Below are 15,658 nucleotides of genomic sequence, written 5' to 3'. Positions count from 1 at the left end.
CGTTCCATATCCCGATGGGTCCCGGAATACATGTGAGGAAAGAGAATGACGTTATCCTTCTCGTCGTTCAGGTCACCGAACGTCTGGTATGCGAGTTTCGCATCTTGGAGCATCTCCCCACGCGCGAGTTCGAAATCCCCGAGATCAAAGAGGTCGAAGTCGCCGTGTTCGTCCTGTGTGTAATACTCGTTTTCCAGGTAGCGGTCTTCCAGTGACATACTCCATAATAAATAATGCAGATTCACAAAAATATGTAGGGTAGTTCTGAGGCTACGGACAAGTAGTACACTCTTTAACACGGCTAACACCGACCGCGGCCGTCCGCGAGGCCTCGGAGTTACCCTCACCAAGGAGGGAATCAATGGATTTCTCGGCACCGTCGACGCGGTGATATCCATTGTGATTGAGGCGATATCCTGGTTCCCACACTCACTCACGTCAAGCACCGAGGGAGCTCTCTTAGTACCTCCACGGTCGTCCTCAAAGAAAAACTGACTGTCGTCACAGCGGGAACGTCCAGCGTCTGAACCACAGTCATGCGATCGATACGCGCGCTAAGTTCAACACGACCGTAGAAACCTCCCCGAATCCTGTCAGAAGTGGCGTGCAACACTCAGAGGATGTATCGGTCAGTCAAGAACGGATAGTGGTGAGTTCTAAGCCTACTGGTCCCCACCGAGTATTTATTATTCGTGGGATTGGAATTATTCACAAAACCTCCATGGTAGAAAACGAACGGAGATTGTCTGCAAAGACGATACGGGACGGTGTGCTCGAAGCTGTCGGTGACATTTTTTGGACAATCATAGCCATCGCTTCGATTTGGGTGGGTTCCGGGATTCTCGTTGGTGCAAGCCCGATAACCATTCTCGGGATGCTCTGGGGCTCCTTTTTGATTTGCAGCGGGGCTCTACTCATCTACCTCGTCTGGTGGTACTACCGGTAATCTCACTTCGGAACCAGATATCAGAATAGACTTCCGCAAGATTTGGTTTCGATGTGCCGTAGGAGTGACCGACTTGCGCGCTCTATTCAGCACGGCCTCAGAAACCTATCACAACTGAGAACAATCCAAGCCCGCCGATACGGAGCGAATCCACCACCAAGCTGTAGCGAAAGCCCGGCGGCTCGCAAGCCGCCCGGAACGTGGAGGTTGGGTGGGGCGGCGGGAAGTGGGCGAACGGGCACGTAGCAAAAAGAAAGCCACGACGTCCGGCTATTCCCACCACCGACCGCGTTCGGGGAAGGTGAGACACGACCACCCGGTGACGGCCAGAGAGACACGCCCTTCGTACCAGTTCCGTGCCGCGCCATCGATGCGCACCTGCTCGCCTTCGTCTATTAGGGGTGCATCTGACGCCTTCCAGACCGTCACCCGCGTCTGGCCACTGCCGTCCGCGATGAGACCCACTTGAGCGATACTTGGATGTGAGGGTTCCCACAGTGTCTCGACACGTCCTTCGATACGCACCTCTTTGCGATTCACATCCTCGAGCTTCCCGATGGGAACCACCTGTCCCGGCGCCGTCTGCAACTCTTCGAACACACTGACGACCGCGCTCATCATGTCTTTCCCACCGGCGATGACTTCACCGAGTCGCCGCCCAATCGCCGCTCGCGACCAGCCATCGAGCTTCTCGCTCAACCGCATCGCCTGTGTGTTCACCGCCGCCAACTGTTCCTGGGACAGTTCTTCACGCGGATCGGCTCGCTCGGGGTCTGCCCACACATCCACGCTCGCCGCCCGCTTCTGGAACATCGTCCGTCGCTTCTCATTCCGTGTCGCCGCCACAACTCGCGACCGCTTCTCCCGCCCGTCCTGCGTTCCAAACGTCGCTCTGGCACTGATGCGCTCCAGCTCTTCCTCGCGCCCCAGAATGCGCTCTTCCTGTTCGAGGGTTGCCCCATAGATGTGCTCATCGCTAGTGTCGACCATTCCGTCCGGGTGGTTCGCATCTACCTTCGCTTGCACTTCCATCTGCACCGTCGCGTTGAACTCCGGCGTCTCATCGACGACCTCGAAGCCGTCCTCGTCGACTTCCGCTTCGTTTTGTTTCTCGAACGCCTGTTCATCGACCGAAACTACATTACTGGTTGCGTTGTTACTTGACATCGGAGTACCTAGCTCCTGAAGGCGCTCACGCGCCCGACACCGCGATGCCTCTACATCGCGGACTTCTCACACCGTCACTCGACAGACTCGTCTACGCGCTCTCGCTCGCGCCTTCGTGAGCGCCCCTTGGGGCGCGAGCGAGAGCGCTCACGGAAGGCTCAACAAACAAGCACGCGCGCCGGACAGGCCGGTCCGAGTGGCCAGCGGAGTTAGTCTCGTCGACGACGAGCACCGACTGGCGCGCAGGCGTCGACTGACTAACCCGCTGGCGCTTCGGGAGAAGCGAACGACGCGCGGGACGACCACCGGGAGTCCCGCGGCGTGCCGAGGCGAACAGCGTGAGCCGAGTGCAGGCGGCCGGCCGACCGGACGGCGAGCGGGCGTACCGAGTCGTCACACCTGGCAAACAGTGAGGCAGCGATGCTGACCACTCTACGCCGGGTGGGAGTGAAAGGGGCCGGGCGCTCGGCGAGCGAGCCGACGTAAGGACCACAGCGGAGCGAGGACCGCAGCGAGGCGCAGCCGTCGAGCGTCCGGGGGCTTTCAGAGTCTTTTGAAAGGTACGGAATGGCAGATCTAAAAGGTCCAATAAAGCCGCCATTGACGGGTTTGGTGGAAGATTCCGACGAGAGAATAGGCGACTCGCTACTAAATTTCTCGGGCTGTTCGCTCGCCCTCATGAATCGCTTCTTTGATTGTTCGCGGAGCCACAGCATCACCAACTGCACGAACAGTAGGGACCGACCCCTGTAGTTGGGACTCAAGCGGATTGGTGGCTCGATGGAATCCTGCCAGAACAATACTATCGACATTCTCGAGTTCGACGGATTGCCCACGTCGATCGAGTGTCACAGTCGGCCACTCAATGGACGACACGGTCGCAAACGTGTGGAACTCGATCGGGTTTGTCATCGAGAACAGGTCGCGGTGGAGCTTTGCCTTCGTCGGTCCTGTGAGATCACCGGCAAGATCGCCGCCAGGCTGGGCCAGCTGAACTGTCCGCCCTGACTCGGCAAGGTACTTTGCGGTACCGACACCCTTCCAGTGATGTTCTCCGTCATCAATAACAAGAACATGTTCGCCAGGATCACGAAACGCGGCCCCGTCGACATGCTTAGCGAGGACGTCGACACTTGAGAGAATTCGAGCGTCTTCCCAGCCAGGGATGTCGGTCGGACGAATACCAAGGCTGTGATACCCACGTGGGAACGACGGCTGCGAAGAACCAGTCGCGAGAATCACAGCGTCAGGTGCTTCGCTGACAATCAACTCCCTCGTCACGTTGGTGCCCGTTCGGACCGCAACCTCCTCACGAGTGAGTGCCTCCCGAAGCCATAACAGGGACTTCTCAAACTCTGCCTTTTTTGGGATTTTAGCAGCGAACCGAGCCTGCCCACCAAGCTGGTCTTCACGTTCGTAGAGGACAACCTCGTGTCCGCGACGAGCTGCAACTTCGGCGGCTTTCATTCCCGCAGGACCGCCCCCAACGACAAGCACCCGTTTTGGATTCGTACTCTTGGTGAGTGTTCCGACACCAAGGTCAGCCTCGAAACCTGTCGCCGGATTAAGCACGCAGCGACATGCAGCCCCTTGATAGACTCGCTCGATACAACCTTGATTACAGCCCATACACTCGATAAGCTCGTCGAGGCGACCCTCTTGGGCTTTGCGAGCCACTTCTGGATCGGCAATATGACCACGGGTCATCGAAACGAGGTCTGCAGCACCTGCTTGGAGGAGTTGATCCGCTTCTCGTGGGTCAGTGATGCGGCCTGTTGTGGCGATTGTTACCTCGGGATTCTCTTGGCGGACTGCGTGTCGGATCCGCTTGGCAAGGGGTGCAAGAAATGCGCGTTCCCGTTGCATATCTGGGATGATGTAGTCTTGTTTCTCGTATGTCCCAGCCTTGACGACGAGGTAATCCACCTGTCCCGTTGCAGCAAGCCGACGGGCGACTGTTTCATACTCGTCGGGACCCATTCCGTGAGGGGCATCATCAGTCGCGTTTACCTGCAGGCCGACAACATACTCGTCACCAACCTCTTCACGGACAGCATCTAACGTCTCGTAGACGATCCGAAGGCGATTCTCAAGCGACCCGCCATACTCGTCTTCGCGTTCGTTCGAATACGGCGAGATAAACTGCGAGAGAAGGTACCCTCCATACCCGGAGTGTATTTCAACGCCGTCGAACCCACCGCGTTGAATAATCCCTGCTGTCCGAGCATATCCATCGACAATCATTTCAATCTCTTTGTGAGTCATCTCACGAGGCACCTCACGGTTGACAGGGCCAGGGATGTCAGAGGAGGAGAGGACAGGGCGCTCGGAGACCGTACTCGTGATTTGCCGACCGTAGTGAAGATTCTGGCAAATCATCTTCGCACCAGTTTCGTGGACTGCGTCAGTGAGCTCTTTGAGTTGCGGGATGAGCGATTCATCCCACCCGTGGATCGCACTTCCTGAAACGGAGCTTGGATGGTTTGCGAGATACGCCATGACAATGAGTCCAATCCCCCCCCTTCCCACGCTCGACGTAATAGTCACGGAGAGTTTCAGTTAACTCCGTTCCACTAGCGTAGTTAGTCGTGTGCCCCGTCATCATCAGCCGGTTCCGGAGATCGACCCCACCAATAGTCGTCGGTTCGAACAGCTTCTGATACTCGTAGTCATTGGGAGCGTCGTCTTGCAGGATTGCGAAATCTGTCGGATCTGAATTTGTGTCTGTCATTGTCTGTAAAATCGGGGTGTATGAATCGTGTGTCTATGCGTCAATCTCGTCTTCACCACCGTCTGCAACGAGGTGTTCCGGCAATTGGCCTCCTTTGAGGCGCCCAGTGTCGAGTGCCGCCTTCACTTCTGGTTTGAGATCCTCGTACGTTGCTGTCGACGTGATAAGCGAGACTCCAACAAAAACGACGATACCGATGAGTTGGGCGAACTGCCCTCCAAGGAGGCTGAACGGAGCGGACCACCCGAAGTATTGTCCACCATAGGCGAACACCAGCGTCGATAACAGGCCGACACTGCCACCCCAAAGGATTCCCTCAGTCGTGGCCCCTTTCCAGTTGTACGCGAGCGCGACGCCAGGGAAGATGACAGTCGCAAAGATGGCCCACCCAGCTGCCCCAAGAACGAAGATGAGCCCTGGGAAGGTTGCAGCAATGACACCGGCGATGACGAGGATGGTGGCTGTTGCAATCCGCCCATACCGGACCTCCTGTTCATTGGTCATCTCCGTCTGACGATACTCTTTCATGAAATCGTGAGTGATCGCCGAGGCACCGACATTGAGAAACCCATTGCTTGTCGACATGATGGCTGCGACGATACCAGTGAGCACAAACGCTGTGACAATGTCCGGAGCAAACTCGATGAGCGCTAATGGCAGAACTAAATCTGGATTCTCGAAACTCCTCACGTCGCCGCGGGCAACTGCCGCACGCATGTAGGGGGCGGCCCACCAGAAGAGTGTCGTCATCAGGTATGCTGCCCCTGAAATGAGCGCGCCCCATTTCAAGAGGGAGACCCGGCGGATCATATAGAACTTCGTGATGGCATGTGGCTGTCCCGCGTGTGTGAGGTTGATGATGAGGATTGAGAGAAGCAAGCCAAGCGGTGCCAGTCCATCCATTCCGAGTAAGGTGAAGTTGAAGAATTGTGGGAACTCCCCTTGGACGGTCGTAATCATCTGTCCGACTCCACCTGGGTTTGAGGTGACGATGAAGTAGAACGTGAGAATTCCAGATAACGCCATAATGGCTCCCTGAATTGCATCTGACCAGATGGCTGCGAGGATACCACCGATTACCGTGTAAACGCCGACAATCCCGAGTCCGATGATCAAGCCAGTGATGAAGTTCACTGGGAAGATCACAGCCATGATGATACCCAGCGCAGCATATTGGGCGGCGAGATAGCCCATCGACCCCAAGAAGACTGATATTGCCCCTAACAAGCGTACGCGTTCGTCTTCGAAACGATGATACATCGCATCAGGGACAGTGATGGCATTAATTGTCGTCCCCAACACGCGCATCTTCCGGCCGACAAGCCAGTAAGAGATGACGAACGAAAACACAATGACTGTCGTCGCCCACATCATGAACTCCGTCCCGAGTGCATAGACAGTCCCCGAGAGCCCGATAATTCCCCATCCGCTTTGTGTCGAGGCGAAGATTGAGAGTGCGATAACGAGGATTCCCGCACTCCGACCAGCAACGTAGTAATCCTCCTCAGAACTCATATACCGACTCGCAACAAATCCGATCCCGAGCATCAACAAGGAAAACAGCCCGAAGAAGACCATCGCCATCGTTGACTGATAGTCGACACCGAGGTTACCTCCCCATGACTGAAGAATGACGAGCGACATCGTCACTGTTCCACCGATTTGACAGAGCGATCACGCTCTTCACGACGCTGGCTGAGGGTCGTACTCTCCACTCCGTCGACGTCCTCAATGTTTCGACCAAGCGTAATTGAGCCTAACAAAAACAAGAGAACACCACCGATGAAGAATTCAAGAACGGGTGCTGGAAACCCGAGTAGCCAGAGTGGCTGTATCGTCATTTTCGACCTCTCAAGCAATGACTGATTTCGATCGCCTCTCCATGCCAACAGGTGGTGGTTGGTACCATACGGCTCAGTCCTATCAACCCATTGTATATATATAGATTCGTTACAAATAGCTATGCATGGGCGAAAATGTCTGTCTATTGGTGTATATTTTTGGCATATAGCTACCAGACTGATACTGGTTCTGTGCTGTCGCTAAGCGTTGGAGGAGATACGGTCAATATCAACTGAGGCGAGGAACTCACAGCCGCCGCCGAGCAGATGGCACACGACCCGGTCCCAACTACGAGACCCGACTCATAGCGATTTGAGAACCGTAGCTGCCGCTATCAGGCACCTTCTGCTGACCTGAAGTAACGCTTCGAAGGAGAAGTCGACACAACCGGCTCTGTTGAAATCCTCAGATGCTAACATGATTGGGGAGGGGTCTTCGCTAAGTACAGGGGATATACTGAGTACAGTCTACCACCGAAACAACTATTCGAATATGTTTTTTAACTGCAATATGGGCCAAGTCAAGTTTGCGTTCGCCGCCGGCATTTTTGCGGCTCTTGGGGTAGCAGTCACTCAAATAGTACATTTAACATCTCTCGAATCCACTGTGGCGAACGTAGCTATCGAGGGTCTCTTCGTCGGAGCAGTCGTCTATCTTGGTCTCAAAGCGCTCGAACGGTCTGTGGGTTCACAGTAGTTCACACTCAGTATGATGGTCATGAGCTACTCGCAACCCCATTCACCGGCTGTTTCAGCACAAAAAATGTCTAGCTAATAGGGTTTCAACAGAGCCACACAACCCCAACAGTCTCGGTGGTCGCTAACAGAACCTGAGACAATGCAGAACTCGTCGACCCCACTGACGCCATCACAAGAAGCTGCACTTGGACTCATCATGCAGGGTGTCGATGACGATGAAACGATTACACACGACACAGCTGTCGATTTCCTCACTGCCGGTGGCTTCGAGCGGCCAGAGGCGGAAGATCTCCTTGAGCAGCTGATGCTGAAAGGGTATCTTTACGAAGCGACGGATGGGCTTCGACTCACTGGGTGAGGCGTCCAGACAAGTGTCATCGAAAGAGAGACGTTGAGCGTTCGCCGTCCTGTTAACCAACCATTCTGAAATTCGTGATGTTTGTTGGGTAAGTCAAAGCTGTCTCTCGGCTATTGAGTGTCGGGTCTCTACCACGAAGTCGCACTGTTACTCTCTATTCTCGTCAATCGGCAAGTGCACCGATCGAATCGAGGTATTCCCGCACCTCGACGACGAACGTCCGGTACCGCTCGAGATCTTGCAGTGCGTTGTAGACAACATCGCGGTCGATAATCCGTCCATATGTATGCGCAAGGACGTTCCGGAAGCGTGCGCCTTGAGCCATCTGTTCGGCTGTTGCCGGTGAGAGGACGCCAATTTCGCCAAGCGCTCGCATTGATTTGGGGTTGCTTTGTGGTGGTTGCCCACGCTCGTGCTTGACGAGTTCCTCACCGATGTCGATCGCTGCCTCGGTCATTTTCACGAAGCGACGCTCGACGATATCTTGGGTATCCGGGTCGCGCTTGTACTCCTCGCGAGTGAGCTGTTGCTTGCGAGCGAGTGTCCCAAGACTTTCCTCGATTGTGTCGACGGCGACGAGAATTCGATTGAGACGGTCTGCTGGGAACACGTCGTCAGTCATCGCTGTTGGTCGTGTCCATCAGTTGCCGTGACACCGGACCCGCTGAGATGCTCATCAATCTTCGCGAGTGCGTCGTCGAAGCGTTCGCGTGGCGACCGCGTATCGGACGATTTGTCGGTCACACGTCGTCGAAGCTCCTCGGCGTGTTCCGGGTCGCCAACAAGGAGGATTCCCTCCTCGAAGACCGATGCAGCAACGCGTGGTGAGAGCGTGTGAATATCGACGAGGTCTACGTCATCCGTTTCGAGTGCCTCACTGAGGTCTGCACTCAGACTGAAGAACGCATCATTGTATGTTGGGTCCTCGCGTCGAGTCGTTTCTAACTCGACTGCGATGTCGATGTCACTCGTCGGGTGAGTCGTCGCTGTCGCGTGGGAACCGAAGAGAAGTGCACACTGCACTGAGTGCTCCCGAAGAATCCCTCGAATCGTTTCAACGGGGAGGGAATCGTCGATGGCAGCTGACTCAACGGTTCTCATTGTGTTGACTCACGGGCCTGTAGCATATAAAATCTCAGCCATCCCAGTCGTTGGATGCGGTATTTGGACATTTTCTGGGCTTCGTCACCATTGACGGAGTCAAAAAACGCTGCTGTCACTCAGCGTCTGTTCCAAGCAATCGCTTCGTTCGTCCCCACAGCGACGACGTCTCTGAGTCGGCCTCATCATCAGTCGCCTCCGTGTGTCCATCGTCGTCGACGACGTCAGACGTTTCGGTCTGCGCTGTATCGGCATCGGTGAGCCGTGCTACTTCTGCCTCGAGTTCCTCGATACGTTCGTCTCGCTTGTCGAGCGTTGCTTCGAGAGTGTTCACACGCTCTCGTAACAGCCGGGTTTTCTCTACGAGGTATGCTCGACTACGCGTCTCGTCGGCGTCATCGCCATCGGTGGTGGGTGTGTCTGTCTCTGACTGCTCTGCCGACCGTGGTTCGTAGAACTCTGCGGTCCGTTCGATGGCACGCTCGATCGTCTTCTCGCCGTACGTCGACCCGTCGGCGTAGTGTACTTCGTCCCACTTCTCACGGATCAACCCTGACTGGCGGAACAACTGGTCCATCTGCGCCGCGTCGCCGCCGCTCCAAAAGGCCAGCAGACAACACAACGCCATATCCGCTTCTGAGTTACTGTCGTAGCCGCTCGTTGACCCATTCCACAGTCGGTCGAACTTCTCACCGTTCGAAGCGCTGCTCGCTTTCTCGAGGAGGGTGTCGTCGTCGAGTGAGGTGTTAGGTGTGGTCTCATCTCGCTGCGTGACATCCGTAGGGCTGTCTGTCGCTTGCGTGGATGTCTCCTCGTCTGCGATGTACTCACGATGGATCGCTTCTAGGGCGTCTTGTCTCTGCGACACTGCTGTTGGTGTCCCTGTTACTCGGTCGCCGGTGACGGTGAAGAAGCGTGCCGTGTCGTAACACTCGATCTTGCCACGTCGGTTCCGACCCTCCGGCAAGCTCCCTTGGATCAGCACGTGATACCCGGTTCCCGACGGCGACACTTCGGTGTAGGAATCCAGTCGGGTGATGATGTCCTGTGCATCGTCGTCGGTGTCACCACTCTCGGAATCGCGACAGTCGTCGAGGTCGACGCCGACGATCGGGTCCTCCTCGGTGAACACAAAGCCGATTCCATCTGCCCGGCCACGTTCGAGATAGTCGCGTGCGGTTTCGAAGTCTGCCCACGTTTCGGGGTCCGTTGACGACGCAAACGACCCCACCCCAGGCACCACCGGAATCTTCGTCGCCTTCCCGTCTCGTTGCTCCCGTCGCCAACACACCCACTGGGGTCGTTCAACTAATTCGTCCGGTATCGATTCCTGTGTCAGAGTTTCGGTAGGTTCCTCAGTCATTGGTTATCTCCTCTGGAAGCCGCGCCCCTTTTGGCGCCAGAAAAAATCCCCCGCTGTTCGCTTCGCTCACTTGCACCGGCATACCCCCCATCTATACTAGTTGGTTTTTGCGATGCGGAGTTTCCAAATCCGCAAATAGGAGCGCCATGTCCCAGTCCTACCGCATATACCGCATTTTCCTGAACGGGTGTCTCTGATATCGCATAGCGGTATTGGGTGGAACACCGCCACGTCTTGCGATTTTGCTGATTTTTCCGCATCGCAAAATTCGCTTGCCGTAACGCACTCTCCGAATGCGGTGCAAGCAATGTAGAAGCGCTATACCGTACGATATCGCGGTTCATCGGGTTCCCTCCGAATCCCGGAGTGCAATGCCCAGATAGTAGACTGTCGACTCTCCATCTGGATGCTTTGTCTCCCGTTCAAATTCTATCTGATTACTGAGACGACGGCCAAACCAACTCCTCGAATCGACAGTTGCGCTATGATTTTCAGCCCACGTTTTGTACCGCTCATAGACAGCTGCTGACTTGACTTCGTTCCCCTCATCGACCACCAAACATTCCTTGGCAAACTGTCCGGCGACGATGTTCGGGTCGTCTCTCCAACCCGCCTCGAGATCCGGGTAAGCTACATCATTACGTCCCCCGGCTGCAGTTGTCTGTGGGTCACTACTGGAGCCAAACGATGTGTTGCAGAGCGTTTCGAGTGGCTTCGTGGAACCCCCATCATAGACGACCGGTTCATCATTCTCACGAAGAATGACGACTGCGTAGCTGTCTGTGCCGTACGTCGGGTTCGTCAACTCCTCTGCAGGGATGAACGGCTTGCTGATTTTCACCCACTCTGCCTCAAACGCATCCTTTGACTCATAGGCGTGAATCTCCCCACGCTCATAGACAAGGTATTCCTCGACCGGCCGATCGTAGCTGTAGGTTGCTGGCACACGATCTTTCGTCACTTCGTCCCACGTAGAGACACGGAGATGCTCTGTCGCGTTCCCATCTTGGAGGACAATCTCGTCTTCATTCTTCACCCACACAGAACGCTTCGAGTCGTCGTTCTCACTCACTGGGCGAACAGCGGTTACACCACCAAGCTCAGTCGCTCCACCATTGAACGTGAGTGGGACGTCATGGGTATAGAACCGCGTCTCCCCGTTTGCAAGTTCACGAATCGGAGACGAGAGGACTCGATCAAGTCGCTCGGCCCAGTAGGTCTCTGTCTCACCCGGTCGAACCACAAAGAGCGGAACTGCGCTCTCCGATTGTGCCTTCTGGAGGTTCGTGAGTACCTTCGCTGGGTTCTTCGGAGTGGTCGTCTCGGCCTCGATAGCAAAAGGTGCGTCACAGTCTGGATGTGTCGCTCTCGCGTCTGGCATCTCGCTGCCGTCTTGGGTGAGAATCGAGACGGTGAACCCCAGCGGCGACAACGCTTGCTCGATCTCCAAGAGCGCATCGTCGTGGTCGCTCCCACCGGCAGATCGCACGTCGCCCGTGTCCGGCTTAGCTTCCGTTTCGCCGGCGTCTGTGAGCTTGACGATGAGTTCGTCGGCGTCGATATCGACCGTGGTATCGAGCAGTCGTGACCGTTTGCGGATCTCCGTGAGTTCCTCGTAGGCTGGTGGTTCGGTCTCGACCTGTTCGTACAACTCTCGGAGTGTCTCGTCGACGGTCTCGACATTCACCCACTCGTTGTCGTCACGAACGCCCTCACGGAGTTGCACACTCCGGACAGTCTTCGCGATGGCGACGTCCAAGTCGTCGGTGGTGACATCGAGTAGGTCTCCAAGTTCGTCGGGCGTCGTCGCAGTCGGCTGACTGGTGTCGCGGGGAACGCCGAACTCCTGTTGCGTCCGCTCATGCACGTCGGACAGCGCGTCTTGGAACCGCTGTTCCTCCTGTGCTGAGAGTGGTGACTCACTCTCCGGATGGCCTGCTGGGATTGGGAGTGGTTTGACGTTGAACGGGTACGGTCCAGTCTCGCCGAACGTCGGGCTGGGGAGTTGGGCAATCCACTCGCCGCGTGGCAGCGACCGAATTCGATTGGCGAATGCTTCGGGGTCTAACTCTTCGTGGGCCATCGCATTCGCAAGCTCGCGGTCGACGTTGATCTTCCCGACGAGCAAGGTCCCGATGTTGTTGAGCAGGTTGAGATACAAGCGTCGGCCACCCTCGGCTTGCATCTGCTCGGGGAACTGCATCGCGAGTCCCACCGAGAGTCGGAAACTCCGCCCCTTCTCGAGCATATTGTTGAGGACGTCAGAGGCGGCCACAGACGCGGCCTCGTCGATCATGAGGTTGACCACGTAGTCGTCGGGGCGTTGCGTCAGGTCGTCCTCATGCGTCCGGAGCGCGTCTTCGAGCATCGCGAGGATGAGGCCGGTCAGCAGTTTCGCCGCCTCGTCGCTCAACCCCCCGAGGTCAAAGAGGATGACCTGGTTGCTGTCGAGGATCTCGTTGAAATCGAGCTGTCGAGCGGTGTTGTTGAAAATGCGCCGGAGATTGGCGTCTTGAGAGACGTAGGCGAGACGGTTGTTCAATCCGGTGAGAATCGTCGAGAACGTGTTCGCATCCGTGTTGACTTTCCGACGGAGTTCCCGCCGGGCAGCGACGTCGGTCGTCTTCGGTAACGCCGCCTCGTTCGGTTCAGGCGGGCCGGCGGCCGCAAGCTGGTCGGAGGCGTGTTCGAGTTGTTCGTGGCCGAAGTAGTTCTCACTCTCGCGATAACTGCCGTTCTCACGGCCGTATTCCTCGTCGAACAGCGCCTTGATGAGCGACTCAATGAGGATCGGGGAGGTCGCGGCGCGTCTGAACAAGTCTTTCCCCATGACGAGTTCGAGGATTTGCTTGTACTGGTCGGCCTTGCGCTTGATTGCGTCCGTCCGTTGGACGCCACGCGAGAGGTCTTCGCGGAGGTCGAAAAACGAGAAGCCGGGCAGGATATCGGGGACCGTGAAGTGAAGTACGTTCTCCTCGAGGTCCTCCATCCCGAAGCGCCGGCCGTGGGCACGCATGTAGTTCTCCGCCAGCCCGTCGCCCTTGTGGTCAAGCACGATGACTGGGCCGTCGGTGTTGGCGGACGCCGAGAGGATGTCGTTGAGGAGTGCTTTCGACTTCCCGCCGCCGGTCGTCGCCGCCCGAAGATAGTGCGTGACCAGCGACGACGTCGGGATGCACACCGGCTCATCTTGCGGCGTGCCATTCTCGTCGACGGCATGACCGATCGCCATCCCCTCACGAAGGCTCTCCATGTGGTCGTGATGTGGCAAGGGCAGTGAACTCCGACTCTCCTGCTCGGAGCGCGTTCGCCGGGACCCTTCGACGCTCAACTCACTTCCCGACGGAATGGTGGTGAACTGCGCGAGTTCGCGGGAATTACAAACGAAATCCGGTGTCGTTCGCCCCCGGCCAGTCACGAGCTCTCGATCGAGGAGTTGGTCGAAGACAGCGAGGGCGTGCTTCCGTTTCGACGATTCCCGGTGTCGATTCGCTCGCAGACGCTCACGCTCGACCTCGTAGAACTCCCCACCAATCGAATCGAAGACCGTCATGAGGTCGTCGAGTTGGGCGTCGATCGGTGTCTCGTCGGCCTCGGTTGTGGGCACAGCGACCGCTCGAAGATTGACGGTGAAGGTTCGCCTCGGGTTCTTCGCGCTGAGTTCTTCGAGCCGTTGGGTGGCCCCATCACTCAGATGCTGTTCTTTCTCAGCCAGCGTTCGTGTGTCGGTGAAGACGGCGTCGGTCGCTTTCTGCAAGAACGTGTCCGTCTGGTTTCGGAGGTTGAGCTTGCGGTTCTCGGCTGTCGGTGACCAGTCGGGTTTCCGCTGGAATAACACTTGGAAGACGGTGGGTGCCTCAACGTCAGCGAGTTCGTCGACGAGCGAAACGAGTGGGAGTGACAGGTCGTCGTCTGCGAACGGTTCGGAGTCGTTCCGCGTGAGCAGCATCATCCAGTCGTCTTTCCGCATACTCGACCCCTGCCATCGCACGCCGCGTGGTGAGAGATCATCACGCGGTGTGTCCTCAGCGACGAGTTTCGATTCGACGTCGAAGGATTCTCGCGACAGATCAAACGATGACGGATAGATCCGCGTGAGACGCTCCTCGAGTGTGTCGAGGTGGGTATCGGCTCCGTAGTAGAACTCGACTGGCTCGTCGGCACCCTCGCTCACGGCGAGAAACTCGAACGTCGGCGGTGGACTCGAATGCAGTGGATTCAGCCGTTGTGTGAGTGAGGACTCTTCGGCAGTGAGTTTGTGCAGGCTCTCGAGGGAAGTTGGAATCCGAGTGGTTGGGAGTGTTTCCGACGTGGGCGTGACCCGGATATACTCGCGGGTCATTCGAGGCTACCTCGCTGGGGGATGTTGTTTGGTGAGTGATGCGGCTGTCGGAGTGGATTAGTTGTCGTCATTGTCGCGAATGCGAAGGAGTTCGAGCAGGCGGTCCTGTGCAGCGATACACTTGTCTCGAAACACCCGGTCGTGGGGGAGTCGAGCGATGATGTAGGCGGCACTCACAGTCGGCGTCAGTGCTGCGAGGAACGGCGTGGTGAACGTCGGAAGCGAGGCGGGGGGCCCGACGGCGAATGCGGTGAGCGCAAGGACGAACCCGTATCGGGTCGGGAACTCCCAGAGTTCGCGGCGGGGCTGCCACACCATCCGCACGAGGTCCAAGCGCAGTGCGTCTTTGATCTGGTAGGCGATACCCAGTGAGCCGACCAGCCAGAAGATTCGAGCGCCGAATTGTCGCCCAATTGGGACGCTTTCGATGGCGACGAGGATGAGTGTGACCGCACCGTACAGACCGATGGCGGAGTAGACAGCGAGGGCGTACCACTTCGGTGGATTCCACTCACCAGCCCAGCCTGTGGGATCGTTGCGTTCTCTCTCGGCGACGTGGGCGAAGTAGATAATGCCGAACAGCCCCGTGAATATCCAGGCGAGTGTGTTCAGGGGCATGTTGCTTACGACGGTAATCGTTGTAATCGACTGGCTGAACCACTGCAGGCCCGTGTCTGGAGAGACAAATAACGCGCCGGCGACTGCAGCAATTGGAGGGATTAGTAGGAGGACGCCGACGAGAAGTACTGCAAGGACGCCAAGGCGACGGGCAAAGAGGAAGCGTGCCGTTGGGTCAGTTACGTAGTCGCGAATGGAATCGGGGAGGTTCCGTAGCTTCCCACGAATCGAAGTCGGTGGCTGTGGTTGCTCTGCTGCACGCTTTTTGCGGACAGCCTCACGCCATCCATCGCGTTTCTCACAGCGGCGACAAATCACGACGTGATTCTCGGGGGTGAAGACGTTCTCTTCGAGTAGGAGTATGTTGAAATCCCCAATATCGTTACCATCAACAACCCTTCCACATGCTTCACAGTGGCTGCTCTCACGCCCGAGAGCTTTGTGAAACATATTCACCATCTCATAGTCCGGTGGAGGGGTTTCGTCAGCCAT

At 56.8% G+C, this 15,658-nt stretch carries 11 protein-coding genes and 1 pseudogene; 3 read left to right on the top strand and 9 right to left on the bottom strand.

The features are described from left to right. Positions 1–218 (bottom strand): annotated as a pseudogene (locus BSG17_RS26410) (hypothetical protein); the annotation flags it as partial. Between the two features lie 503 nt (positions 219–721). On the opposite strand from BSG17_RS26410, the gene BSG17_RS27640 reads away from it, so the two are divergent. Further along, on the top strand, positions 722–946 hold the full coding sequence (locus BSG17_RS27640) for a hypothetical protein (protein WP_089827389.1): 225 nt from the start codon (positions 722–724) through the stop codon (positions 944–946). Positions 947–1,216: 270 nt separating this feature from the next. On the opposite strand, the gene BSG17_RS21210 is transcribed toward BSG17_RS27640, so the two are convergent. The 3 genes from BSG17_RS21210 to BSG17_RS21200 form a co-directional block, all read right to left on the bottom strand. Continuing rightward, entirely contained in the window at positions 1,217–2,113 is an 897-nt protein-coding gene (locus tag BSG17_RS21210; protein ID WP_089827388.1) for an SOSS complex subunit B family protein, read from the bottom strand. A gap of 648 nt (positions 2,114–2,761) precedes the next feature. Continuing rightward, entirely contained in the window at positions 2,762–4,642 is a 1,881-nt protein-coding gene (locus BSG17_RS28385; RefSeq protein WP_280141207.1) for an oxidoreductase, read from the bottom strand. Positions 4,643–4,877: 235 nt separating this feature from the next. Beyond that, complete coding sequence (locus BSG17_RS21200) at positions 4,878–6,488, bottom strand: sodium:solute symporter family transporter (protein WP_089827396.1); 1,611 nt, start codon at positions 6,486–6,488, stop codon at positions 4,878–4,880. A 708-nt stretch (positions 6,489–7,196) separates the two neighbouring features. Between BSG17_RS21200 and BSG17_RS21190 the strand changes: the two genes are divergently transcribed. After that, positions 7,197–7,382 carry a hypothetical protein gene (locus tag BSG17_RS21190; protein WP_139246750.1) on the top strand — a complete coding sequence of 62 codons (186 nt, stop codon included), beginning with the start codon at positions 7,197–7,199 and terminating at the stop codon, positions 7,380–7,382. 198 nt (positions 7,383–7,580) lie between these two features. Beyond that, positions 7,581–7,742 carry a hypothetical protein gene (locus tag BSG17_RS21185; RefSeq protein ID WP_244531660.1) on the top strand — a complete coding sequence of 54 codons (162 nt, stop codon included), beginning with the start codon at positions 7,581–7,583 and terminating at the stop codon, positions 7,740–7,742. Between the two features lie 163 nt (positions 7,743–7,905). Here BSG17_RS21185 and hepT read toward each other — a convergent pair whose 3' ends face one another. The 5 genes from hepT to BSG17_RS21160 all read right to left on the bottom strand — a co-directional run bounded on the left by hepT (position 7,906) and on the right by BSG17_RS21160 (position 15,658). Beyond that, entirely contained in the window at positions 7,906–8,364 is a 459-nt protein-coding gene (gene hepT, locus BSG17_RS21180) for a type VII toxin-antitoxin system HepT family RNase toxin (RefSeq protein ID WP_089827383.1), read from the bottom strand. Beyond that, a complete protein-coding gene (gene mntA, locus BSG17_RS21175) occupies positions 8,361–8,843 on the bottom strand; it encodes a type VII toxin-antitoxin system MntA family adenylyltransferase antitoxin (RefSeq protein WP_089827382.1) in 483 nt (160 codons plus the stop codon). The genes hepT and mntA overlap by 4 nt, the downstream gene beginning before the upstream one ends. Positions 8,844–8,958: 115 nt before the next feature. After that, on the bottom strand, positions 8,959–10,206 hold the full coding sequence (locus BSG17_RS21170) for a phage NrS-1 polymerase family protein (protein ID WP_089827381.1): 1,248 nt from the start codon (positions 10,204–10,206) through the stop codon (positions 8,959–8,961). Positions 10,207–10,546: 340 nt separating this feature from the next. Beyond that, positions 10,547–14,548 (bottom strand): conjugal transfer protein, encoded by a 4,002-nt coding sequence (locus BSG17_RS21165; RefSeq protein WP_089827380.1) that lies wholly within the window; start codon positions 14,546–14,548, stop codon positions 10,547–10,549. Positions 14,549–14,605: 57 nt separating this feature from the next. Then, entirely contained in the window at positions 14,606–15,658 is a 1,053-nt protein-coding gene (locus tag BSG17_RS21160; protein ID WP_244531659.1) for a hypothetical protein, read from the bottom strand.

The organism is Halogranum amylolyticum, from assembly GCF_900110465.1.
GTDB classification, from domain to species: domain Archaea; phylum Halobacteriota; class Halobacteria; order Halobacteriales; family Haloferacaceae; genus Halogranum; species Halogranum amylolyticum.
Note: the sequence above shows the minus strand (reverse complement) of the source record. Positions and strands in the feature narration are given on the sequence as shown.

Bases quoted from the DNA above. Each gene is read 5' to 3' on its own strand.
- BSG17_RS21170 (WP_089827381.1), bottom strand. From the start codon at position 10,206: ATGACTGAGGAACCTACCGAAACTCTGACACAGGAATCGATACCGGAC.
- BSG17_RS27640 (WP_089827389.1), top strand. From the start codon at position 722: ATGGTAGAAAACGAACGGAGATTGTCTGCAAAGACGATACGGGACGGT.
- BSG17_RS21190 (WP_139246750.1), top strand. From the start codon at position 7,197: ATGGGCCAAGTCAAGTTTGCGTTCGCCGCCGGCATTTTTGCGGCTCTT.
- BSG17_RS21200 (WP_089827396.1), bottom strand. From the start codon at position 6,488: ATGTCGCTCGTCATTCTTCAGTCATGGGGAGGTAACCTCGGTGTCGAC.
- BSG17_RS21185 (WP_244531660.1), top strand. From the start codon at position 7,581: ATGCAGGGTGTCGATGACGATGAAACGATTACACACGACACAGCTGTC.
- BSG17_RS21165 (WP_089827380.1), bottom strand. From the start codon at position 14,548: ATGACCCGCGAGTATATCCGGGTCACGCCCACGTCGGAAACACTCCCA.
- hepT (WP_089827383.1), bottom strand. From the start codon at position 8,364: ATGACTGACGACGTGTTCCCAGCAGACCGTCTCAATCGAATTCTCGTC.
- BSG17_RS21160 (WP_244531659.1), bottom strand. From the start codon at position 15,658: ATGGCTGACGAAACCCCTCCACCGGACTATGAGATGGTGAATATGTTT.
- BSG17_RS21210 (WP_089827388.1), bottom strand. From the start codon at position 2,113: ATGTCAAGTAACAACGCAACCAGTAATGTAGTTTCGGTCGATGAACAG.
- mntA (WP_089827382.1), bottom strand. From the start codon at position 8,843: ATGAGAACCGTTGAGTCAGCTGCCATCGACGATTCCCTCCCCGTTGAA.